This window comes from Desulfoluna sp. CYM3A, assembly GCF_056829965.1.
Genome location: NZ_CP186556.1, coordinates 146,783 through 166,816 on the forward strand (window position 1 = coordinate 146,783; position 20,034 = coordinate 166,816).

The following is a 20,034-nucleotide window of genomic DNA, read 5'->3' on the forward strand; positions in this document are numbered from 1 at the left end:
GCGATTGAGGCCCTTGAGCGTAAAAGGAGAAGGTCCATGGGGTGTGAAAACCACAGGCGTGAGAGCTTCCGGCGTACCCTGGCATGTGTGCTTGCCCTGGCGTGGTTCTGTGCATGGGCAGGAACGGTGCGCCTAGCACATGGCGCGGTACGTCCCATGAGCGACGGTGCCCTGTCCGACATCACGGCCCAGACCAGCCCCATCTCGGTTGATATCGAGCGGGACACGGTGCGGATCTTTATGGACACGTACCTGGAGGTCTATCAGGAAACGGACAGGGTGCGCCTGGGGTACTACTACAAGTCTCCGGCCGAGCTCACCACCCGAAAAGGCCTGAACCCGGGGGATTATGTGAGAAAATACATTCCCTGGTCGGTCCCCGTTTCCTATCATCACCTGTTTGAAAACGGTGACCCCCGGATTGAGTGGCATCCCGGCGATGTGCCGGCACACGACAACACCCCCTGGGAGAGCAAGCGGTTCAGGGTGGTCATGAACCCCTGGGTCACCGAGGACTCGCAAAAGATCTACTCCCCCTGGGAGGTGGCCACGGAGTACACCCTGCACAAGGGGGAGGACAAGGACCTCTCTTTGGAGACTGTCTATGTGCCCTACGTGGACGACGACAACTACCTGTACAAGTACAAGTACAAAAAAGTTCTGGACATCGCCCCATCCCACAGCTGGGTGGACGGGGCGCAAGGGGACAACAACGCAAACGGGCTCTTTTCCACCCGTCCCTATCGCAACCGGAACTACCTGGACTGGGATTTTTCCGTGGACAACCTGAGGATGGGGATCAGCCCGGACGAGCCGGTCCGCATCAACGGGCTGGTGATACGGCTCAAGTACGACAACATTGCCTCGGCCAACCGAAAGCTGACGGACATCATCGTGGGAACCAACGACCTGCAAGGCGACCTCTCCTTTGATTACAAACGGGCCACGGGGATCTATAGCCCCAAGCTGCCTCACCAGGCCCGGCAGATCGCCCTGCAGACCGGGGGGGACGGCAACAGCCTGGCCGGTTCGGACCTCGGGGAGGAGTTTAACTCGACCCCCATTCCCGCCATCTATCAACGGGACACCATGATGTCCCTCGTGGATCAGTTCAGCCTGTCCCGAAACTACAAGAATCCCAACGGAAAATCGTGGGTGGACGCCGTGCCGGACAACCCCTTGAGCAATGCCCAGCATTCGGGCTTTTTTATCCGTATCGGCCTGGACCGGAACAGCCCCCATTTCGGGTACCAGCTTGTGGGGGGCTACAGCGAGCGAATTGCCTGCTCGTTCCAGTACAAGGGCGAGTCCATCAACACCTCCCTGCATAACTGGTGGAACGGCATCGAGCCGTCGGCCGCAACGTCCCAGTACCCGGCCTCCCTTCAGAAGGTTTACCAGAATGACCCCAATGTCACCGGGTTTTCCTATTTTGGGCAGGACCCGAATTATTTCCCGTAAAATGTGTGCTGACCCGTCGGATCTTTGTTGTGGGGCCGGTGGCGTGGGAACGGGACCGGGCTTTTTTGATGTCCTGTCCAGGTGGTGTTCCCTGAAAAAGGGACCACAAGGTCTCCGGCCGGTTGAGCTCCGTGGGCTCAGCCGGATTTTTCGTTTTGGGAGCCGGGGTACGGCAGGCGGTGTGTCTCCACAGGCCCGTGGGTGTTTACCGGGAACTCCTTTCTTTGCCTAATGAGTTGCCGTTGCGCATTTGCTTCTTTTTCTCTGTGGAAAGGTGTTGCTTTTTATGCATTATTGATATAATTATCCCGCTCGTTTGTTCCTTCTGAATCTCTTCATGTGATTTTCTTTCATCCAATCCGGATCGATACCTTTGCCCAGAGACGTAAAGTGAGTTCTGTATGACGGCCTTGGAAGAAGCTGAAGGGCGGATTGTGTATGCTGCGTGTGACGGGTTTCTGCATGGATTGTGCGGCACCGGAAGACACGGCATCAGATTCGTCGGGGGGCCCTTTGCGGGAAAGCCGCGGGGTGCGTTTTGCATGCCGGAAGAGATGGTGTGGCAGGGGCAACAGGGCACGGCGTCATGGGGGATCACCCCTTTGGGCAGATCCTGAGATCTGTTTTGTGAATGACTGCATGAGCCCAAACCGTAACCGTCTATACACATAAGGAAACCCAAATTATGACTCAGGTAAAGAAACATTTTTTCAGCGGCGGCCTGAAAGGGGCTGAAGCGGCATTCGGCGAGCAGGCAGAAAAATACGGAATCACCGAGACCACCTACGCCTTTGAAGGGCAGACCCTGACCCGTGAGGTGAACGTGGAGATCCTCTCCGAAGAGACCCTCAAAAAGGGCGATGTCAGCATGGAGATCGTCTCTGCCCGCATGGGACGACGCTACGCCCAGGCCGACAAGATCCGCAAGGTCTTCCAGGTGATCTTTCACATGGTGAATAAAGGCTGCCAGGTTCTTGCCATTGGCTGGATCCAGGACGACAACACCGTCAAAGGCGGCACCGGATGGGCCGTGGAGCTCGGCAAATTCTTCAACCGCCCCGTCAGCGTTTTCGATCAGGACAAGAACCAGTGGTACACCTGGAAAGAGAACCGCTGGGCCCTGGACACCCCCGTCATCACCCAGGACACCTTCTGCGGCACCGGGACCCGGAACCTTTCCGATGAAGGCAAGGCCGCCATTGACGAGCTGTTCAAGCGCTCATTTGCGTAACGAAAAAAAGCCCCGGCTTTTGCCTGGGGCTTTTTTGTATTGATCTTTCAAAGGGGACGTCAGGTGGCGCTTAGGAGTTTCCGTGCTTCATCGCCCACCGTGGTGGTTGTCAGGTGCCAGCCGGTGTAGAGGGTAAAGGGGTGGGAAGATCCCACCAGCCCTTGGGCTTGGGGCCGCGCCTCCTCATCTCCCGTGCGGGCGGCAAAGAGCAGGGCAAGGCCTTGCTTGACGGGGTCCGTGGAGCGGAGGTGGCCCCTGACATCGGCCAGGGCAGGCCTCACCTTTTCAGGGTCTGCTTCGGCGAGCCTGCAGAGCCCCCAGAGGGCCCCGCGTTGAAGGATTTCGTGTTCCAGGAAGTTCCCCTCTTCACTGACATAAGAGCAGAGGATACGGTGGTACTCACCGGCGAGCAGCCGGTTGACGGCCGTGATCTCTCCCATGGCCTCGGGCGCTCCCCATCCGATCCCCCCGGACTCGTCGTTTAAGGTCCACATCAGGCGGCGCATCACCACACGCGCCTCTTCCAGATTTTCCCCTGCCAGGGCATCGGTAACCATCCCCAGGGAGGTTACGGCCCGCCATCTGATCTCCTCCTGTCGATCACAGAATAAGCCGATGAGGGGGCTCACCAGTCGCCTTAATGGGTGGCTGAGGAGTTCCGTCTTGACGTTTTCGTGCGTGCCTTCCAGAAGGAGGGTGCGAAGGGTGCGTTTGATCTCCCGTCCACCGGGGGTGTCGTTGTCGGTCATGGGACCTCCTCGAAAAGGCTTCCCCTCCGGCGAGGCCGCCGAAGGCGAGCGGATCATGATTCGGCGCTTTTGGCCTTGACGGTCTCGCCGATGAGGACACCGTAGTCAAAGCACGCCTTCAAGGCCTCGGGGTCGGGAACGTAGAGGGTGCGCAGGCCGTCGTCGATGCGCTCGAATCCCATGGTGTCCAGCTCGTTGTTGAGGAGCTTCACCGCTTCGCCGCTCCAGCCGTAGGAACCAAAGGCAGCCCCGAGTTTGCCCTTGGGCTTGAGGCCTTTCATGTAAGACAGAACATCGCAGAGGGTGGGGAAGATCCCGTTGTTGAGGGTGGGAGATCCCACCACCAGGGCCCTGGCGTCCATGAGTTCGGTCATGATATCGCTTCGGTGCCAGTTGCGGACGCTCATGGGGATGACCTCGACACCGGTGGAGCGGGTGCCGTCCACGATTTTGCGGGCCATTTTTTCCGTGGAGTTCCACATGGTGTCGTACATGACGATCACCTTCTCTCTGTTCTCCTGACGGGCCCAGGAGGCGTAGCGGTCCAGAATCATCTCCGGGTTTTTCCGCCAGAGGATTCCATGGTCCGGGCAGATCATGTTGAGGGGCAGATCCATGGACTCAATGGATTCCAGGAGCTTTTCCACCCTGGGGGCAAAGGGCAGGAGGATGTTGGCAAAATACTTTTTGGCATGCTCGAAGAGCCCTTCGCCCATTTCGTCATCAAAGTTTTCGTGGGACGCGTAGTGCTGGCCGAAGGCGTCGCTGGAAAAGAGGATGCCGTCCTCTTTAAGGTAGGTGAACATGCTGTCCGGCCAGTGGAGCATGCGGGTTTCGATGAAGCTCAAGGTGCGCTTGCCCAGTTTGAGCTCCGTGCCCGGTTTGACCACGTTCAGGTTGATCTTTTTACCGTTGAAGTGGGCGGAAAGGGCTTTCTCTCCCATTTTGGAGCAGTAGACCGGGGTCTCTTCTCCGATGAGGTGAAGTACCCGGGGCAGGGCGCCGGAGTGATCCATCTCCGCATGGTTGCTGATGATCATATCGATTCGCTTGGGATCGATGATCTTGCGGATGTTCTCCATGAACTGATGGGTGAAGGGTTCCTTGACCGTGTCGATGAGCACCACCTTGTCGTCATCGACGATAAGAAAGGCGTTGTAGGTGGTCCCCATGTAGGTGGAGTACCCGTGAAAGTCTCTGATGTTCCAATCCTTGACACCCACATCGTAGATGCCTTCGGCGATTTTAAGTGGTCTCATGGCTTGCTGTCGTCCTTTTTGTTTCCGGATGGAAAACCCGGATCCCCGTGCGAACATGGCCGAGGGAATCCGGGTTGAGGATACCCGGGGATCACTCCCGGGGTGTTACCTGTTACACTTCTTCAAACTCAGATTTTCCCACACCGCAGACGGGGCAGAGCCAGTCTTCGGGAAGATCTTCAAAGGCGGTTCCTGCCTCAATTCCGTTTTCGGCGTCTCCCTCTTCCGGGTCGTAGATATAACCGCATACCGTGCACTCGTACTTTTTCATCGGATCACCTCACTTGGGTTGTTGGTTGGGTGTGGTTCGGTTTAAAAAAAAAACGTCTGTTATTTGTCAAAATAGCGTTTCAAAAGCCCGGCAAAGGCCTGGCCGTGTCTTGCTTCATCCTTGCACATCTCGTGAACGGTGTCGTGGATGGCATCCAGGTTGAGCTGTTTGGCCCGGGTGGCAAGGTCTTTTTTGCCCTGGCAGGCTCCGTGCTCGGCATCCACGCGAACCTGAAGGTTGGTGCGGGTGTCCGCCGCCACCACCTCGCCCAGGAGCTCTGCGAATTTGGCCGCGTGCTCCGCCTCTTCAAAGGCGATGCGTTTGTAGGCTTCGGCCACTTCCGGGTAGCCCTCCCGATCGGCCTGACGGCTCATGGCGAGGTACATGCCCACTTCGGTGCACTCTCCGGTGAAGTTGGCGCGGAGCCCTTCGATGATTTCGGGGTCCACCCCTTTGGCCACGCCGATGACGTGTTCGTCGGCCCAGGCCAGGGTGCCGCCGGCGCCCTGCTCCTTGAATTTCTCCTTGGGGGCCTTGCACTGGGGACAGTGGTCCGGGGGCACATCCCCTTCGTGGATGTAACCGCAGACGGTGCATCCCCACTTGGCGGTCGCCTTCTCTTCGGCAACTTCCTTGAATTTGTCGGAAGGAACGCCGCACTGGGGGCAGGCTTCAGGGGGAGTGTTTCCTTCGTGGACATAACCGCATACCGTACAGACAAACGTTTTCATTTCTGCTTTTGCTCCTTTGTTTCCGTTCAGTTTTCGCTCCACGTCGCTTCGCTCAGATGGGCTCAAGGGGTGAGCCCCGGCAAGGAGTGTTTGTATCTCGTTAAAATGGTCGATGTTTCCCACCATCTGGCATCCCGTCAGGCATCCCTGCTGGAAAACAATTTTTTTATACGTGCATTCATCGCTTCGGATGATGGACTCTTCGGTGCCTTCGGCGTCCACGCTTCCCACCGATGCAAGGTAGATTCCCGTGACCTTGAGCATGGTGGCAAAGGCAGGCTCTCGGTAGCTGGCCGCCTGGCCGCTCATGTTAAGGCCTGCGATGCGCCCCTGGGCAAGGCCCGTGGACCAGATGCCGTGGACGGTGCCGTTGAAAAGGGCGCAGTCTCCGGCAGCGTAGACCCCGTCAAGGGGGGTCTCCATGGCCTCGTTAACAGGAATCCCCTGCTGTGAGGGGAGCCCCGATGCCTCGGCAATGTCTGAGACCGGCCGGATGCCGGCGGAGATCAGGACCATGTCCGCCGGGACCAGGGTGCCCGAGGAGGTGATGACCCCCGTGACCTGCTGCTGGCCGGTGATCTCTCTGGCCGCCGTGCCAGTGTGAAACTGAAATCCCTGTGCCACCATTTTTTCCATGAGCAGTTCGGCGCCCTTTGCGTCGAGCTGCCTCGGGAGGATCCGGTGGGCATACTCCAGAACCGTCACCTTCTTCCCCCGTTTGATCAGGGCGTGCCCTGCTTCAAGGCCCAGGAGCCCGCCGCCGATGATCACCACATTGTTGACCTCCGGGGCGCGGGCAAGGATTCGCCGTGCATCCTCAATGCTGCGCAGGGTAACGACTCCTTTTTTCCGAACTCCCTCGATGTCCGGGATGTGGGGGCGCCCTCCGGGCCCAGCCTGGATACCTTGTCCCAGCCGATGGTCGTGCCCTCTTCCGTTAGGGCCGTGCGGCTGTCGGGGTCGAGGTGCGTGATGCGTGTGCCCGTGGTCAGGTCGATCCTGTGGGCGGCGTACCACTCCGGGTCCACCCCGGGGAGCTCTGTCTCGGGGAGGTCCCCCGAGATGTAGTCGCATAGGCGAATACGGTTGTAAAAAGGAGCCTCTTCGTCGGTCACCATGGTGATGCTGCCGGCGGGATCGTTGTCCCGAATCGTTTCCGCTGCGGTCATTCCGGCGATGCCGCTTCCGATGATCAGGTATCGTTGCATGATGTGTCCGTTGTCTCAGTTGGGCGCGTTACGCACCGGGGGCCCCTGGATGGTGAAGCGGGGCGGCTCATGGGGATTTCACTGAAGACATTTTCTTGTGTGCCAAAAATTTTTGGTAAAACCAAAAAGTGCCGGTTTTACGTTGGTTTCGGGCCGGTGCATGCTTTATCGGCCTGTTGCCGGGATGGATCCTTCTGTATCAGGACCTCCCGAATGGGTCAAATTGTCTCATTCTCCGTGTGAGACACCCGTGGTTGCGGGTTTAAAGGGTCGGCAGGAGTTTGCGGACCCTGGTTTCCACCTGGCGGATGAGGGCCAGGGCTTCGTCGTCGTTTTCCGGAGGTGCAGAAGGCAGGTCCCAGGTAATATCGGCGGTTATCGCCGGGTTGTCGTTAAGGGAGCCGTCCATGTCCACCGTGAGGGTGGGGGAAAAGGTCTCCAGGGTCTCCTGGAGGGCGAAAACAGGGATGTACCGGATGTCCGTTTTCCTTCGTTCCATCCAGGCATCGCATCGGGCCTTGAGCTGGGGTGCGGGCTCGGTGCCTGCGTGGCTCACCCAGGTGGTGGATGGCGAAAGGGACATGGCAACGGCCCAGGCAATGCGGCTTTTAACTGCACCGTCCTTGCACACGAAAAGAAGGTGGTGTTTCGGGGGGAACAGGGGACCTGCGGCGAGGTCGGCGGCTGCGTGGACCCTTTTTTCGGTGTCGGAGCGCTCGGCAAGGGCACCCTTGCCTTCGGCACCGCGAAAGGTGAGGGCCCCTGCGTAGGTGGCGTCGATGGCATCGAAAAAGTAGCGGGAGTTGAGGACAAAGGCGGTGAAGAGGTCGTCCCCGTGGGTGGCGGCCGAAGAGAGGATATAGCCCCGGCGTCTTTTCTTGCCGGGGTCGCTCAGCTTGAGCCGGTACTTGCGCGACCAGAACATCTGGCCCCGGTCCATGGCCGATTTCAACTGGCCGGACGGCCCGTAAAAGTAAACCGGTGAGGCCATGACGATCACCTCGGCCCGGCGGATCAGGGGGGCGATTTTCAGGGCGTAGTCATCTTCAAAGATACACCAGCCGCTTTTTTCACACGATCCGCAGCCGATGCAGAACGCGAATTTCATTTGAGGAATGGGAAGGGTCTCGGTCTGAAAGCCACGATGTTTCAGACGGTTGAGGAAGAGACCCAGGGTGTGGTTGTTGTTGCCCCCTTTTCTAGGGCTTCCCTGCAGACCCACTGCTAACATCTGGCGATTCCTTCTTTTGGTGATGAAAGAGAAGCCCGGATCCCGGCGAGGGCGAACATGCCCTTGGCGTAAGGGGCGGGATACGACGGGCGCTGGCGTTTATTTGCCGTGGAATCAGTGCGATAAAGCGTTTGTGTTATTATAGCAGTCGGTGAGGCATTTTCAAGGCGGTTCTGTAAAAATGGCCGACCCGTCCCGGTACGGCGGGCTCACCGGATTTCCCTGGATTCCGTGCACAACGCCAGCTGCCCCCCGGTGAGCCGGTAGACCCGATCAGCCAGGCGGGCGACCTGGGCATCGGAGTGGGACACCAGCAGGATGGTGCAGTCTCCTTTGAGGGCCAGGAGCTGGGCCTCGATGTGGTCCCGGCTTTGTGAGTCCAGGGCGGAGGTGGGCTCATCCAGAAGGAGGATCTCCGGCTCGGTGACCAGGGCCCGGGCCAGGGCGTTGCTGCTGGCCTCCGGAGAGGTGTGTCGCCGGGGTGTGCAGACGCTCCTTGACCTCTTCCCAGAGCCCTGCCCGGGTCAGGGCACGTTCACTCGCGGACCTCTTCGTTTCGATTCCTGCAAAGGAGAGGGGCAGGGCGGCATTCTTGAAGATGGTAAAGGGAAGGGGCGTCGGGGCCTGGAAGACCATGGCCGCTTTGCGCCTCAGGGCGGGCAGGTCGAGGCCGCGGCCCAGCAGGTTCACCTCTCCGTCGGCAAAGCTGGCCCTGGCCGAGCCCTTGGCCCTGCCCCTCTTCGGCGGACCAGAGGCGGTTGATGACGGAAAGCAGGGTGGATTTTCCTTCCCCGGAGGGGCCGGTGACGGCCGTAAGGGATCCCTCGGGGACGTCCATGGAGACGTTGTCCAGGATGGTATGGGGACCATAGTAAAAGGAGAGGTCGCGGATGGTTAGTTTCATGGGGCGTCTGCGGCTTTCTTATGTGTTGGAGGGTTCGGTGCCAAGGCGCTTGGCGATCCATGCGGAGAGGCCGAAAAGCCCGGCACAGAGCAGCAGGAGGATCAGGGCGGCGCCGTAGCCCCTGGCAAGCTCCTCAGGGCCTGAATACTCCGAGGCGATGGTAAAGACGGTAAAGGAGAGGGCCTCGAATCGCCCGAAGAGGGCGTAGGGAACCCCGGCCGAGGCCACCACCCCGGTGAGCATGATGGCGGCGGTGTCTTCGGCACATCGTCCCAGGGCCAGGATAGCCCCCCGAAAAATACCCGGAGCGGCCATGGGCAGGTAGACCCTGTAGATGGCCTGGACTTGGGTGGCCCCCATGGCCTCGACGGCCCGCCGGGTATCCGGTCCGATGGCTGCCAGGGCCAGCTGGGTGTTTCGCACGATGCCCGGAAGGACCAGCACCGCAAGGCTGAGGGCGGCCACGCACAGCCCCGGTCCGAGGCGGCCGTTGCTGATTTTGTGGAGAAGGACGGCAAAGGAGAACCCGAAGAGCCCCACCACGATGGACGGAACCCCGGCCAGGGTGTCGATGCACAGGGAAAGGGCTGCTTTGGCCTTAGGGGTGCCGAAGTGGCAGAGCCAGATGCCGGTGAGGACCCCTGCCGGAAGGGCAAGGGCCACGGCCAGGAGCACCAGGCAGAGGGTGCCGCAGATGGCCGGGAAGAGCCCGTCAAAGACGCGGGTGGCAAGGGTGAGGGCCTCCCAGGGGGGCACGTCTCCGAAGATGAGGGACACCTTCAGGGCAGGCAACCCCTTGAGGACGATGTACCCCAGAAAGCAGCCCGCTCCGCCCACAAGGGCCAGGGTGGCCACGAGGGCGAATCCGTATAAAAGGGCTCGTTTGAGACGGCTCATGCTTCCGGCCCCCGGGAGAGCCGCCTCACCAGCAGGGTGAGGACAAAGACCAACAGGTAGAGCAACAGGCCGCAGGCAAAGACCGAGCGGAACTCCGGGCTGTCGAAGTCCGCGGCCATGACCAGGGCGATATGGCTGGTGAGGGTACGGGCCGGTCCCAGGGGGTCGGTGGGTGCCAGCACGGCGTTGCCCGCCAGCATCAGGGCGATGAGGGTGTCCCCGGCGGCCCGGCCCAGGCCCAGAAGCAGGGCCCCTGCCATGGCCCGGGAGGCCTGGGGCAGAAGAAGGGTCCACACGGTCTCTTCCGGGGTGGCGCCCATGGCCGCAAAGCTGCGCAGCCACGCCCGGGGCACGGCATCAAAGGCGGTGATGAGGATGAGGATCATGGTGGGGCTGATGAGCAGGGCCAGCACGAGGACGGCGGCCACCACCGAGAAGCCGGAGCCCCGCTCCCCCAGCTGCCGGATGAGGGGCACCAGGAGAAAGACGGCAGAAAAACCGTAGACCACCGTGGGGATGCCGGTCATGAAACCGGCCAGGGCCTTGAGGACCTTGCGAAGGCGAACAGGGGCCAGGTGGGTGGCAAAGCAGGCAAACCCAAGGCTCATGGGAAAGGCCAGGAGCGTTGCGGGAAGGGCAACGGCCAGGGTGCCTCCCACCATGGGAAGGATGCCGAAGCGGCCCTGGTCCGGCTGCCAGATCGGGGCCAGCAGGGTGGACAGGGCCTCGGTTTTCAGAAGGGGCAACGCCAGCCAGCCCATGAACCCGAAGATGGCAAGGGTCAGGCCCATGGTGATGAAGGCGGCCCCGGTGGCCGCCTTTTCACCGATGAGCTCGTGGGCTCTCCGGCGTGGTGTCATTACCCCTTCACCGGAATAAAGCCTTTGGCGGCAATGATCTCCTGGCCTCGGGGGGAGTAGAGGGCGTCGATGAACGCCTTGGCAAGGCCCGTTGCTTCCCCTTTGGTGTTGCTGTAAAGACCCCGGGCAATGGGGTAGGCGCCGGATTTCACGTTGGCCAGGGTGGGGGCGGTGCCGTCAATGGCAAGGCCTGCCACAGAGGCGTCCAGGTGGCCCACGGAGAGGTAGCCGATGCCGTAGGGGTCTCCTGAAAGGGCGCTTTTCATGGCGCCGTTGGACTTGACGAAGTTGGCTCTGGGGTGGATCTCCCCCTTGCCCAGGGCCTTTTTCCAGAAGACCGACCGGGTGCCGCTGGAGGCGTCTCGGGTGTAGAGGTTGATGGCACGGTCCGGGCCGCCCAGCTCCTTCCAGTTGGCGAGGGTACCGGCGTAGATGGCCCGAAGCTGATCGCTGGTGAGGGCGCGGACCGGGTTGTCCGGGTGCACGGCCACGGCCACGCCATCCACGGCCCACCGGTGGAGGACCAGGCCGTATTTTTTGATCTCGTTGGGTTTCGGGGACCTGCCCGAGTTGCCGATGGTTACGATGCCTTCGCCCACCTGCTTGATGCCGAGGCCGGAGCCGCCGCCTGCAATGGAGATCCGCACGGCCGGAGCGGCCTTCATGATCTCGGTGGACAGGGTTTTCATGACGGGGATGTGGGCTGTGCCGCCGGAGATGGCAAGTTCTCCTTTCAAGGGGGCAAAAGCATTCCAGTTGTCTGCCTGGACGTCGGTTGTCAGCGGAGAAAGGGTCCAGGCCAGAAGGGCCGCAAGGATAAAGATGCCACGTTTCACGGGTCGCCTCCTTTGGCGTTTCAGTGATGGTTTTTCCGTATGCGTCATAGTACTATAAAGGGTGAGAGATTCAGCTACCACAAGCGCCCCTCTTCCTCAAATCGATTGATTCAATACAACCTCCCCTTCGTATAGACAAGATCCATGACCATCCCGGTGCCTGTGGACCCGGCCTCGCCGCTGACCACAAGGCGGCGCGCCGTATCCTGACATCAGGGGGTAACCCGATGACGCAAGAGAGAGTCGAATCCCGACCCTTCCATGAGCTGGACAGCCTCTGGCATGCCATCCAGGGGCGCTGGACCATGAATTTTTCACCGGTGGCCACGGGCCTGGCCTTCAGCGACTGGCTCCTCCACCTGGCCAATTCACCCGGGACCCAGGCCACGTTGTGGCTCCGGTTCTGGGAGCTGGCCGCCGAGGCCTTAGATGAAAGATCACGTCCCCCGGCCGATGCCACGGAGCTTTCGGATCGGGACCGATCGCGCTGCCGATGCGACGATCCTGCCTGGGAGTCGGAACCCTACCTCTCCATGCGCGTGATCTACGAGAAGGGCTGCCGGTGGTGGGAGTCCTATGCCACGGATGTGCCGGGCATGAAGCCGAGGCACAAGGCGTTTATCTCCTTTCTCGGCCGGGAGATGCTGGCCTTTTTTTCTCCCTGCAATCACCTGTGGACCAACCCGGAGCTCATGCGCCTCACCGCGGAAGAGGGGGGAGCCAACCTTGCCCGTGGGGGGCTTTTCTGGGCGGAGGACATGCTGCGCCTCTGGGGCTGGCCCGTGCCCCGGGACGAACCCGCGCTGGAGGTGGGCAGGGACCTGGCCGTCACCCCCGGAGAGGTCATCTACCGCAACCGCCTCATGGAGCTCATCCAGTACCGCCCCGCCACCGGGGAGGTTGTGGACAACCCCGTGCTCATCATCCCGGCCTGGATCATGAAGTACTACATCCTCGATCTCTCCCCGGAAAACTCCATGGTGAAATACCTGGTGGACCAGGGACACACCGTGTTCATGGTTTCCTGGAAGAACCCGGGGTACGAGGACCGGGAGACCGACCTGGAGGACTATATCGAGCTGGGGGTTATGGAGGCCGTGGACAAGATAGAGGAGGTGATCCCAGGCAAAAAGGCCCATGCCGTGGGTTACTGCCTGGGGGGCACCGTCCTTGCCATGGCTGCCTCGGCCATGGCACGGGATGGGGACGACCGCCTAAAAAGCCTCACCCTCCTTGCCGCCCAGACCGACTTCAGCGAGGCCGGGGAGCTGATGCTCTTCATTGGCCATGCCCAGTTGAGTTTCCTGGAGGACATCATTCACTTTCAGGGCTACCTGGATACCGGGCAGATGGCCGCCGCCTTTCAGATGCTCAGGGCTTACGACCTCATCTGGGGTACCTGGGTGACCCGCTACCTCATGGGCAGGCGCGAGCCCTTAAACGATTTGATGACCTGGAACGCCGACGCCACACGCATGCCGAGCCGCATGCACTGCCGTTACCTTCGGGACCTGTTCCTGAACAACGACTTTTCCGAGGGGCGCTTTCAAGTCAAAGGACGCCCGGTGGTGATCAGCGATATCCATGAACCGGTCTTCCTCGTGGCCACGGAGCAGGATCACGTGGCCCCCTGGACCTCGGTCTACAAGTTCCACCTCTCTTCGGACGCCCGCTCCGTCACCTTTGTCCTCACCCGGGGCGGCCACAACGCAGGCATCGTCAGCGAGCCCGGACATCCCGGCCGCAGATACCGCATCGCCACCATCAGGGAAGGACAGCGCTACATGCCCCCGGGCCACTGGTACCACGACACCCCGGTGAAGGAAGGCTCCTGGTGGATCGACTGGCAGCGGTGGCTCCTGGCAGGGTCCGGGAAAAAGGGGACTCCCCCGCCCATGGGCCGGTTTACAGGCACGGGAGAAGGCTGCCCCGCCCCGGGACGATACGTGTTCGGACGGTAGTCATGGGCGTACATACCTTCTATGGTAACGTGAGTGGAAAAAGCAGGCCTCCGGCGGCAAGGGGCTGAGCCCCTTGACCCCAGGGTCGCGAATGCTCCCGGCCTTCGTTCCTCAGGCCGATCACATTCGCTGACGGGCTACGCCCGTAACAGGGGCTGTGGATCACAACGACCTCCACGCATTCACCACAAAGCCTCAAGAAGAATCAGTGATGTCCGGTTAGGTCTTTGCACGTGGCTTTTTACGCTTTTTTGATCGTTTTTTATTGACCACTATATCTTTCATAAGGTCAATTTGGACGGACGATCTCCTCAGTTGAAACGTAGGGTGCGCTTGCGCACCATCGAAGCACAGTATCGCCCACCGAAGCCGAGGTGACAGAGGCCGCGTATTGCTTGGATATGACGATGGGTGGCGGTCTTTCAGGCAAATGGTGCGCAAGCACACCCTACGGTCCTCGGTTCCCGGAACGTAAGACATGACAAGCGGCCTTCAAGAACGATGATGGGCTGAATAGTTACGATTAATTTAATGCAAAAAGCTAACCGGACACTACTACGAAGAAGAATGAAACAGGTCCCTCCTGCAGAGGCGGTTGGTATGCGCGCGCGATCGCGATAGTGTCATTAACAGCTTCTACTGCCTTTCCATAGGGTTTCAAGGTGCCCCCACCTTGCCGCCGGAGGCCTTTTTTTCCCTTTCTCCCTTTTATCTCCAGCTTTCTGGACTGCACCCCCCTCCCTCCAAACCGTAGGCTTTGATTTTGAGGTGAAGGGTTTTGCGGTTGATGCCCAGGCGCCTTGCGGTTTCGCTTTTGTTGCCTCCGGTCTCTCGGAGGGTGGCGACGATGGCCTCCTTTTCCAGTTCGGCCAGGGGGCGTCCTGCCATGGAGGGGGGGATATCGTGGTGGGGGACGGGGGCGTTCCCTGCGGTGAGGGTCATGGGGAGTTCCCGTTCGGAGATAAATTCGCCGCACATGAGGATCACGGCCCGTTCCATGGTGTTTTCCAGCTCGCGGACGTTGCCGGGCCAGGGGTGGCGGACAAGGCGGTCCATGGCTTCGGGGGTGATGCCTTTGACTATTTTTCGGTTTTTTTCAGCGTAGGTGTCGGCAAAGTGCTGGACGAGCAGGGGGATGTCCCCGTGGCGTTTTCGCAGAGGGGGGATGGCAAGGGAGACCACGTTGAGCCGGTAGAAGAGGTCTTCCCGGAAGCGCCCTTCCTTGACCTCTTCGGCCAGGTCCCGGTGGGTGGCGGCGATGATGCGCACGTCCACCGCGGAGTGGCAGAGCTCTACCACCTGGAACTCCCGCTCCTGAATCACCCTGAGGAGCTTGGCCTGCATGGCGGCTGAGGTCTCCCCGATTTCGTCCAGGAAGAGGGTGCCGCCGTCGGCCTGCATGAAAAGACCCTCGCGCCGCCGATCCGCCCCGGTAAAGGCGCCCCGCTCGTGGCCGAAGAGTTCGGACTCCAGGAGGGTGTCGGTGAGGGCGGCGCAGTTCACCACCACCATGGGGTTGTGGTTCCGGGAGCTCTTCCTGTGGATGAGCCGGGCCACCATCTCTTTGCCGGTGCCGCTCTCTCCGGTGATGAGGACCGTGGCCTCGGAGGGGGCGATCATCATCAGCATCTCCCCGAGCTCCTTCATGGCCGGGCTGGAGCCGATGATCTCATCCAAGGGCGAGTCCCCCATGGTGGCTTTGAGCTTCCGGTTTTCCTCTTTCAACCCCGCGTGTTCCACGGCCCGGTCCAGGGTCAGCTTCAACAGGTCAAAATCCAAAGGTTTCATCAGGTAGTCGTAGGCCCCGGACTTGAGGGCGCTCACTGCGGTCTCCACCGAGGAGTAGGCGGTCATGATCAAAATGGGGATGGCCGGGTTGTAAGCCTTGATCTCCTTCATGGCGGAGATGCCGTCCATTTCGGCCATGCGTACGTCCATGAGCACGGCGTCCCAGGAGGCCTCTTTGATGCGGGCCACAGCCTGGAGGCCGTCCTCGGCCATGCCGGTTTCGTGGCCCCAGCTGGTAAGCAGGGTGTTCAGTGTGATGCGGTGGCCCCGGTCGTCGTCGACGATGAGGACCCTTATTTTTCGGCTCATTTACTCTCCTTGGGGAAGCTCGATGTCAAAGCGCGCACCCTGCCCCGGGTGGCTGGTCACCTCAATGGTGCCGCCGTGGGCTTCGATGATGTTCTGTGCGCGAATCCAGCCAGGCCCGTTCCGTCGGCCTTGGTGGTGAAATAGGGGTCAAAGAGGCTCGCAAGGGTTGCCTCGTCCATGCCGCAGCCCGTGTCGGAAACCGAGAGGCGTACCACTTCGGCATCTTCTCCAGGGTGACCAGACTCTCCGCCCTGGCCCTTCATGGCCTGAAGGGCGTTAAGGAACAGGTTCAGCAGGGACTGGGTGAGGCGGTCTGCGTCCAGAAGGACCATAACCGGGATCTCGGGGGCCTTCACCGTGAGGTTCACGCCCAGGGTGTCGGCCTCGGCCTCCACGAGGCGGACGGCGCGCTGGATAATCTCCCCCACGTCGTGGCGTGCCGTCACCAGGCGGGTGGGCCCGGCGATGGTGAGGAGCTCGGTGACGGCCCGGTTGAGGCGGTCCACCTCGTCGATCATGACCCCTGCGGTCTCCCTGGCGTCATGGGATTCGTCAAAGAGCCCCTTGAAATAGGTGGCGATGCCCTTGATGGAGCTCAAGGGGTTGCGGATTTCGTGGGCCACGCCTGCGGCCATGTCTCCTATGGCGGCCAGCTTCTCCTTGTGGCGAAGCTCTTTTTCCAGGCGCTTGACCTCCCGCAAATCCCTTAAGATCACCACGCGTCCCACGTTGCCGCCGTCCTCGTGGACGATGTCCGAGGCACTGATGCTCACCGGGATGACCCGGTGGGCGGCAAACCGGCAGAGGTGCTCTTCCTCGTGGAGGGGGTTTCCTGCGTCAAGGGCGGTGTTGACGGTCTCCATGAGACCGGGCAGCACAAAGGCGGCGGGCTTGCCTCTCACCTCCTCGTCCGTGAGGCCGGAGAGCTCTTCGGCGGCCTGGTTCATAAAGGCCACGGCCCCGTTACGGTCCACCACCATGAGCCCCACGGGAAGGGAGGTGACCACCTCCCGGGCCATGGCGCTTGTGTCCCTTGCCTTTCTCACGTGTCAGTCGGTAGTTCTGGAACCAGAACAGGGAGGCAATGCCCCGACACCCAGAAGGAGCAAGAGCCGAGATCACGGGTAAGCTAGGGTCCTGCTGGACCACCTCATAGGGGGTCCGGTCTAGGGCCAGGACAATGAGGGGCTTGTCCCTCTCTTCAGGGAAGAGACGGTGGTCTTTTCTGTCTTTCCACGTTCCCGTGTCGTCCACCCCCGTGCATTCCGTCCATGTGGTCCCCCATGTGTCCGGGCCGTTTGTCGATTTCAGGGGCCGGAATTCCCGCCAGACAAGGAAGGTGAGGTTTCCATCGGTCTCTTCCCGCTGGAGGATGCGCAGGCCTTTGGCCTCTTTGGTTCCTTCCGGGAGCGTGAGGTTCCGGTCCAGAAAGTCCCGGTCGCTGTGGGCCAGGATACGGCCGGACGGGGTGGTGATGGCAAGAAAGAGGACGCCGGGCTGGTGCCCGGTCTCTTCCAGGAGGTGCTGGAGCTGGCCGCGCTTCCACCGCATCCGCAACATCCCGGCCCGGGTGCCCGCTTCGATGGTCCGGATGAGGGCGTCGCCCTTTGCCAGGAGAAGGGCCCGGGCGTTTTCCACCTCACGGCGATGGTTGCGCACGGCCAGAAGGAGCACCACCAGGATGAGGATCATCACGGCCCCTGCCGCTACCCAGATTCCGGAGTGGGTTGTCTGTTTGGATGATCGTTCCAGTGTCAGTTTCATTGCCGCATGCATATCCTTGTTGCGTGATGGACAAAAGCGCCTTTCGGCGAGTCGATTCGTGGGAGATACAGGCCGACTGAACGGTCCGTATCCCAACCTCGGTTGCAGGCCCGGAGCCAGGTCCAAGCCAAGTTCAGATCAAGCTTAGAACAAGATGCAAAATTGACGCCACCTTTATGTACAGGTGGCCATTGAGGCCAGTGCACAGGGCTTTTTCAGCAAGAAGGAAATCATGGGTGAGGACCAACTTCCCGGGAATAAAAGATATTCTTTCAGCCTTTCAGGCGTGGGCAATCCGGGAAGATAAAGGGACCAATTCTGTTTTTTCAGGTGCGGCCTTTTGTTTGCCCGGCATGATGTGGGGCATTTTTGGACACCCCCCACCTCGCCCCATGCTCGGTGGGGCATTATACCACACCGCGAATGTCCATGCAGTCGTTCTATGTTGCAAATTTCCATAAAATATATAATATTTTCAATATGTTAAAATATAATTGACGGGCTTGGCACGGCTCTTGGATATGTTCATGTCAAACGTCGGCATCTCCAACCGGCATCAGGTTTCAAACCAAACAACACAATCATTAATTTTGGAATAAAACAGTAAAGGAGTCAGACCATGAAAAAAATCGCACTTATCCTTATCGCCGTAGCCATCACCGGATTTACCGCCACGCAGGTCTTTGCAGGACGAGCACATCACGGATACAGGGACGGAGGATGCATCCAGCAGAACCTGACCGACGAGCAGATCCAGGCGCGGCAGGCCTTTATGAAGGACACCGCCGAGCTTCGCCAGAACCTTGCGGCAAAGAAAGGCGAGTACCGCGCCCTCATGGCCGGTGAGAACCCCGACCCCAAGACGGCCGGCAAGCTCTCCGGAGAGATCGTTGCCCTGAAAGACCAGCTCCGTGAAAAAGCCGTGCAGCCACCATACTTCAAAGGCCTGGGCATGGGGCACGGTCAGGGCCATGGCATGGGTGACGGACCCAACCAGGGTCGTCATCACAAGAACTGGTAGGCTGTTTGACAACCCGTGAACCGAACACCGGATCGGCGCCTGCGGGCACGATCCGGGATGTTCGGCGTCACCGGAATCTATCCCGGATATTTCACGAGTCGAGTGCACCCATATTCAAGGCATCAGAGCTGCAGATGTAGTTGTTTACCTCAAAGCTCTGATAACGCAGAAGATGGGTGCACTCGGCTCGCCCGAAGGGGGAGAAAATCAAACAGCAAACGTCGATTTACATTTTGCATGTTCAAAATAGTTGGCGTTTTTGTTTTATCAATTCGAAATGATGGCATTTTCTCTTGGTGGGTTGTTTTCTCATGAAATATCCGGGTTAAGGAGATCGTTATGTGGCAGTGCAACACCTTGTTCGGCTTTGCAGGCATGGGGATCCCCCATGCCTGGGGGTGGATCGTTCACCTTTTTTTCTGGGCAGCCCTCATCGGGTTTGTGATCTGGGCGGCCAGGCGCGTGGCAGGCTCAGGTGGCGTCCCCTCCCCGGCCCCGGGGGGCGAGGCGTCGGCTATTCTCGACAACCGCTTTGCCCGCGGGGAGATGACAGCCGAGGAGTATCGAAGGGCCCGTCGTGTCCTGGACAATGGGTAGCCAAAGAGGAGAAAGCCCAGGGCAAACGCGTTTAGATTTTGCATCCGGCGGCCCTGCCGGGGGCAAAACTTTTGAAAAGTTTGACACACAGGTTTCATTTTTTTGTTTATCAAGACACGCCTCTTCAGACCCTGCGGGACTGAAGAGGCGTGTCTTGATTACCGATAGTTTTGCGGAGCTTTTTTCAAAAAGCGACCCGCCGGATGCAACGGAATCGTTACATGCGTTGGCCCTGGGGAAAGCCCTTTACCCCGTGACCGGTCGTATTTTGACTGCACCCTGGTTTTCACCTGTGGTATACAAAAGGGAATCAACCCAACCCGAATCAGGATGCAGAGATGACCAACACCCGACCCATGAGTCTTCAGGAAATAACAGAGCAGATGGTGGCCATTGCCTTGGAGTTCGGCGCCTCGGAGGCTGAGGTGGTGGACGCTTCGGCACTAACGGTCAACCCGGAGCTTGTACGGTACTGCCGTGAGCCCCAGTGCCCCAGCTACGGCACCTCCGGGCACTGTCCGCCCAACGGGCCTTCGGCACGGGAGTTCCAGCTTTCCCTTGCCTGGTATGAAAAGGCGGTGGTGTTCAAGTACGATCTGCCGGTCTCGGTGTTGATGACCGATGAGCGGTTGCCCGTCTCCCGGAAGATCCACGAGACCGCAGCGATTCTGGAGCGGTTTGCCGGACGGGCGGGGTGTGTGGTGACCATGGGTGTGGCCACGGGCGGGTGCAAAACGCTTTTTTGCAGCGGGTTTGAGGAGTGCCTGAGGCTCAAAGGGGGGCTCTGCCGTCACGAGGGACTTTCCAAGCCTTCCATGTCGGGACTCGGCTTGGATTTTACCGCCCTGTGCGAGCTGGCCGGTTGGCCGGTGAACAAGGTGACCTCTGAGAGCTGTGCCTCAGACGGGCAGATGGGAGCCCTGGCCGGTCTGGTTCTGGTGGGGCAGACCCCCTGA

Annotated in this window: 19 protein-coding genes and 1 pseudogene; 6 read left to right on the plus strand and 14 right to left on the minus strand. The window is 60.2% G+C overall.

Annotated elements, in window-relative coordinates; translation table 11 throughout:
• Positions 1-36 precede the first annotated feature (36 nt).
• Together ACOYW1_RS00860 and ACOYW1_RS00865 are read left to right on the plus strand one after the other, a co-directional pair.
• Positions 37-1,461 (plus strand): hypothetical protein, encoded by a 1,425-nt coding sequence (locus tag ACOYW1_RS00860; protein WP_482414799.1) that lies wholly within the window; start codon positions 37-39, stop codon positions 1,459-1,461.
• 685 nt (positions 1,462-2,146) lie between these two features.
• Positions 2,147-2,692, plus strand: a complete 546-nt coding sequence (locus ACOYW1_RS00865) for a hypothetical protein (RefSeq protein WP_482414800.1) — start codon at positions 2,147-2,149, stop codon at positions 2,690-2,692.
• A 59-nt stretch (positions 2,693-2,751) separates the two neighbouring features.
• Here the strand turns inward: ACOYW1_RS00865 and ACOYW1_RS00870 are convergent, their stop codons facing one another.
• The 11 genes and pseudogenes from ACOYW1_RS00870 to ACOYW1_RS00920 form a co-directional block, all read right to left on the minus strand.
• Positions 2,752-3,441, minus strand: coding sequence for a DVU0298 family protein (locus tag ACOYW1_RS00870; RefSeq protein ID WP_482421297.1), 690 nt, complete (start codon positions 3,439-3,441; stop codon positions 2,752-2,754).
• Positions 3,442-3,494: 53 nt separating this feature from the next.
• Positions 3,495-4,700, minus strand: coding sequence for an FprA family A-type flavoprotein (locus ACOYW1_RS00875; protein WP_482421298.1), 1,206 nt, complete (start codon positions 4,698-4,700; stop codon positions 3,495-3,497).
• A 112-nt stretch (positions 4,701-4,812) separates the two neighbouring features.
• Positions 4,813-4,971 (minus strand): rubredoxin, encoded by a 159-nt coding sequence (gene rd / locus ACOYW1_RS00880; RefSeq protein ID WP_482414803.1) that lies wholly within the window; start codon positions 4,969-4,971, stop codon positions 4,813-4,815.
• Between the two features lie 59 nt (positions 4,972-5,030).
• Positions 5,031-6,575, minus strand: coding sequence for an FAD-dependent oxidoreductase (locus ACOYW1_RS00885; RefSeq protein ID WP_482423630.1), 1,545 nt, complete (start codon positions 6,573-6,575; stop codon positions 5,031-5,033).
• Positions 6,470-6,910, minus strand: coding sequence for an FAD-dependent oxidoreductase (locus tag ACOYW1_RS00890; RefSeq protein WP_482421299.1), 441 nt, complete (start codon positions 6,908-6,910; stop codon positions 6,470-6,472). Before ACOYW1_RS00890 ends, ACOYW1_RS00885 begins: the two co-directional genes overlap by 106 nt.
• Before the next feature lie 262 nt (positions 6,911-7,172).
• Positions 7,173-8,141 carry a flavodoxin family protein gene (locus tag ACOYW1_RS00895; RefSeq protein ID WP_482421300.1) on the minus strand — a complete coding sequence of 323 codons (969 nt, stop codon included), beginning with the start codon at positions 8,139-8,141 and terminating at the stop codon, positions 7,173-7,175.
• Positions 8,142-8,537: 396 nt separating this feature from the next.
• Positions 8,538-8,831, minus strand: coding sequence for an ATP-binding cassette domain-containing protein (locus ACOYW1_RS00900; protein WP_482421301.1), 294 nt, complete (start codon positions 8,829-8,831; stop codon positions 8,538-8,540).
• A gap of 97 nt (positions 8,832-8,928) precedes the next feature.
• Positions 8,929-9,045 (minus strand): annotated as a pseudogene (gene pstB / locus ACOYW1_RS00905) (phosphate ABC transporter ATP-binding protein); the annotation flags it as partial.
• An 18-nt stretch (positions 9,046-9,063) separates the two neighbouring features.
• The gene (locus ACOYW1_RS00910; protein ID WP_482421302.1) at positions 9,064-9,942 is read right to left on the minus strand and encodes a PstA family ABC transporter permease; all 879 of its coding nucleotides are present in this window, start codon (positions 9,940-9,942) and stop codon (positions 9,064-9,066) included.
• A complete protein-coding gene (locus ACOYW1_RS00915) occupies positions 9,939-10,802 on the minus strand; it encodes a PstC family ABC transporter permease (protein WP_482421303.1) in 864 nt (287 codons plus the stop codon). The genes ACOYW1_RS00910 and ACOYW1_RS00915 overlap by 4 nt, the downstream gene beginning before the upstream one ends.
• Positions 10,802-11,638 (minus strand): phosphate ABC transporter substrate-binding protein, encoded by an 837-nt coding sequence (locus tag ACOYW1_RS00920; RefSeq protein ID WP_482421304.1) that lies wholly within the window; start codon positions 11,636-11,638, stop codon positions 10,802-10,804. Before ACOYW1_RS00920 ends, ACOYW1_RS00915 begins: the two co-directional genes overlap by 1 nt.
• 227 nt (positions 11,639-11,865) lie before the next feature.
• On the opposite strand from ACOYW1_RS00920, the gene ACOYW1_RS00925 reads away from it, so the two are divergent.
• Complete coding sequence (locus tag ACOYW1_RS00925; protein WP_482421305.1) at positions 11,866-13,599, plus strand: PHA/PHB synthase family protein; 1,734 nt, start codon at positions 11,866-11,868, stop codon at positions 13,597-13,599.
• A 708-nt stretch (positions 13,600-14,307) separates the two neighbouring features.
• Here the strand turns inward: ACOYW1_RS00925 and ACOYW1_RS00930 are convergent.
• From ACOYW1_RS00930 to ACOYW1_RS00940, 3 genes are read right to left on the minus strand one after another with little or no spacing between them, the layout of a single operon-like run.
• The gene (locus ACOYW1_RS00930; protein ID WP_482421306.1) at positions 14,308-15,696 is read right to left on the minus strand and encodes a sigma 54-interacting transcriptional regulator; all 1,389 of its coding nucleotides are present in this window, start codon (positions 15,694-15,696) and stop codon (positions 14,308-14,310) included.
• A 56-nt stretch (positions 15,697-15,752) separates the two neighbouring features.
• The gene (locus ACOYW1_RS00935) at positions 15,753-16,715 is read right to left on the minus strand and encodes a two-component system sensor histidine kinase NtrB (protein ID WP_482421307.1); all 963 of its coding nucleotides are present in this window, start codon (positions 16,713-16,715) and stop codon (positions 15,753-15,755) included.
• The gene (locus ACOYW1_RS00940) at positions 16,660-17,460 is read right to left on the minus strand and encodes a hypothetical protein (protein ID WP_482421308.1); all 801 of its coding nucleotides are present in this window, start codon (positions 17,458-17,460) and stop codon (positions 16,660-16,662) included. The genes ACOYW1_RS00935 and ACOYW1_RS00940 overlap by 56 nt, the downstream gene beginning before the upstream one ends.
• A gap of 619 nt (positions 17,461-18,079) precedes the next feature.
• Between ACOYW1_RS00940 and ACOYW1_RS00945 the strand changes: the two genes are divergently transcribed.
• The 3 genes from ACOYW1_RS00945 to ACOYW1_RS00955 all read left to right on the plus strand — a co-directional run bounded on the left by ACOYW1_RS00945 (position 18,080) and on the right by ACOYW1_RS00955 (position 20,034).
• Positions 18,080-18,481: a Spy/CpxP family protein refolding chaperone gene (locus ACOYW1_RS00945; protein ID WP_482421309.1), complete on the plus strand. Its 402-nt coding sequence runs from the start codon at positions 18,080-18,082 to the stop codon at positions 18,479-18,481.
• Positions 18,482-18,820: 339 nt separating this feature from the next.
• Positions 18,821-19,078, plus strand: coding sequence for an SHOCT domain-containing protein (locus tag ACOYW1_RS00950; protein WP_482421310.1), 258 nt, complete (start codon positions 18,821-18,823; stop codon positions 19,076-19,078).
• A gap of 338 nt (positions 19,079-19,416) precedes the next feature.
• On the plus strand, positions 19,417-20,034 hold the full coding sequence (locus ACOYW1_RS00955; protein WP_482421311.1) for a DUF2284 domain-containing protein: 618 nt from the start codon (positions 19,417-19,419) through the stop codon (positions 20,032-20,034).

Bases quoted from the DNA above. Each gene is read 5' to 3' on its own strand.
- ACOYW1_RS00860 (WP_482414799.1), top strand. From the start codon at position 37: ATGGGGTGTGAAAACCACAGGCGTGAGAGCTTCCGGCGTACCCTGGCA.
- ACOYW1_RS00865 (WP_482414800.1), top strand. From the start codon at position 2,147: ATGACTCAGGTAAAGAAACATTTTTTCAGCGGCGGCCTGAAAGGGGCT.
- ACOYW1_RS00870 (WP_482421297.1), bottom strand. From the start codon at position 3,441: ATGACCGACAACGACACCCCCGGTGGACGGGAGATCAAACGCACCCTT.
- ACOYW1_RS00875 (WP_482421298.1), bottom strand. From the start codon at position 4,700: ATGAGACCACTTAAAATCGCCGAAGGCATCTACGATGTGGGTGTCAAG.
- rd (WP_482414803.1), bottom strand. From the start codon at position 4,971: ATGAAAAAGTACGAGTGCACGGTATGCGGTTATATCTACGACCCGGAA.
- ACOYW1_RS00890 (WP_482421299.1), bottom strand. From the start codon at position 6,910: ATGCAACGATACCTGATCATCGGAAGCGGCATCGCCGGAATGACCGCA.
- ACOYW1_RS00895 (WP_482421300.1), bottom strand. From the start codon at position 8,141: ATGTTAGCAGTGGGTCTGCAGGGAAGCCCTAGAAAAGGGGGCAACAAC.
- ACOYW1_RS00910 (WP_482421302.1), bottom strand. From the start codon at position 9,942: ATGAGCCGTCTCAAACGAGCCCTTTTATACGGATTCGCCCTCGTGGCC.
- ACOYW1_RS00915 (WP_482421303.1), bottom strand. From the start codon at position 10,802: ATGACACCACGCCGGAGAGCCCACGAGCTCATCGGTGAAAAGGCGGCC.
- ACOYW1_RS00925 (WP_482421305.1), top strand. From the start codon at position 11,866: ATGACGCAAGAGAGAGTCGAATCCCGACCCTTCCATGAGCTGGACAGC.
- ACOYW1_RS00930 (WP_482421306.1), bottom strand. From the start codon at position 15,696: ATGAGCCGAAAAATAAGGGTCCTCATCGTCGACGACGACCGGGGCCAC.
- ACOYW1_RS00935 (WP_482421307.1), bottom strand. From the start codon at position 16,715: ATGGCCCGGGAGGTGGTCACCTCCCTTCCCGTGGGGCTCATGGTGGTG.
- ACOYW1_RS00940 (WP_482421308.1), bottom strand. From the start codon at position 17,460: ATGAAACTGACACTGGAACGATCATCCAAACAGACAACCCACTCCGGA.
- ACOYW1_RS00945 (WP_482421309.1), top strand. From the start codon at position 18,080: ATGAAAAAAATCGCACTTATCCTTATCGCCGTAGCCATCACCGGATTT.
- ACOYW1_RS00950 (WP_482421310.1), top strand. From the start codon at position 18,821: ATGTGGCAGTGCAACACCTTGTTCGGCTTTGCAGGCATGGGGATCCCC.
- ACOYW1_RS00955 (WP_482421311.1), top strand. From the start codon at position 19,417: ATGACCAACACCCGACCCATGAGTCTTCAGGAAATAACAGAGCAGATG.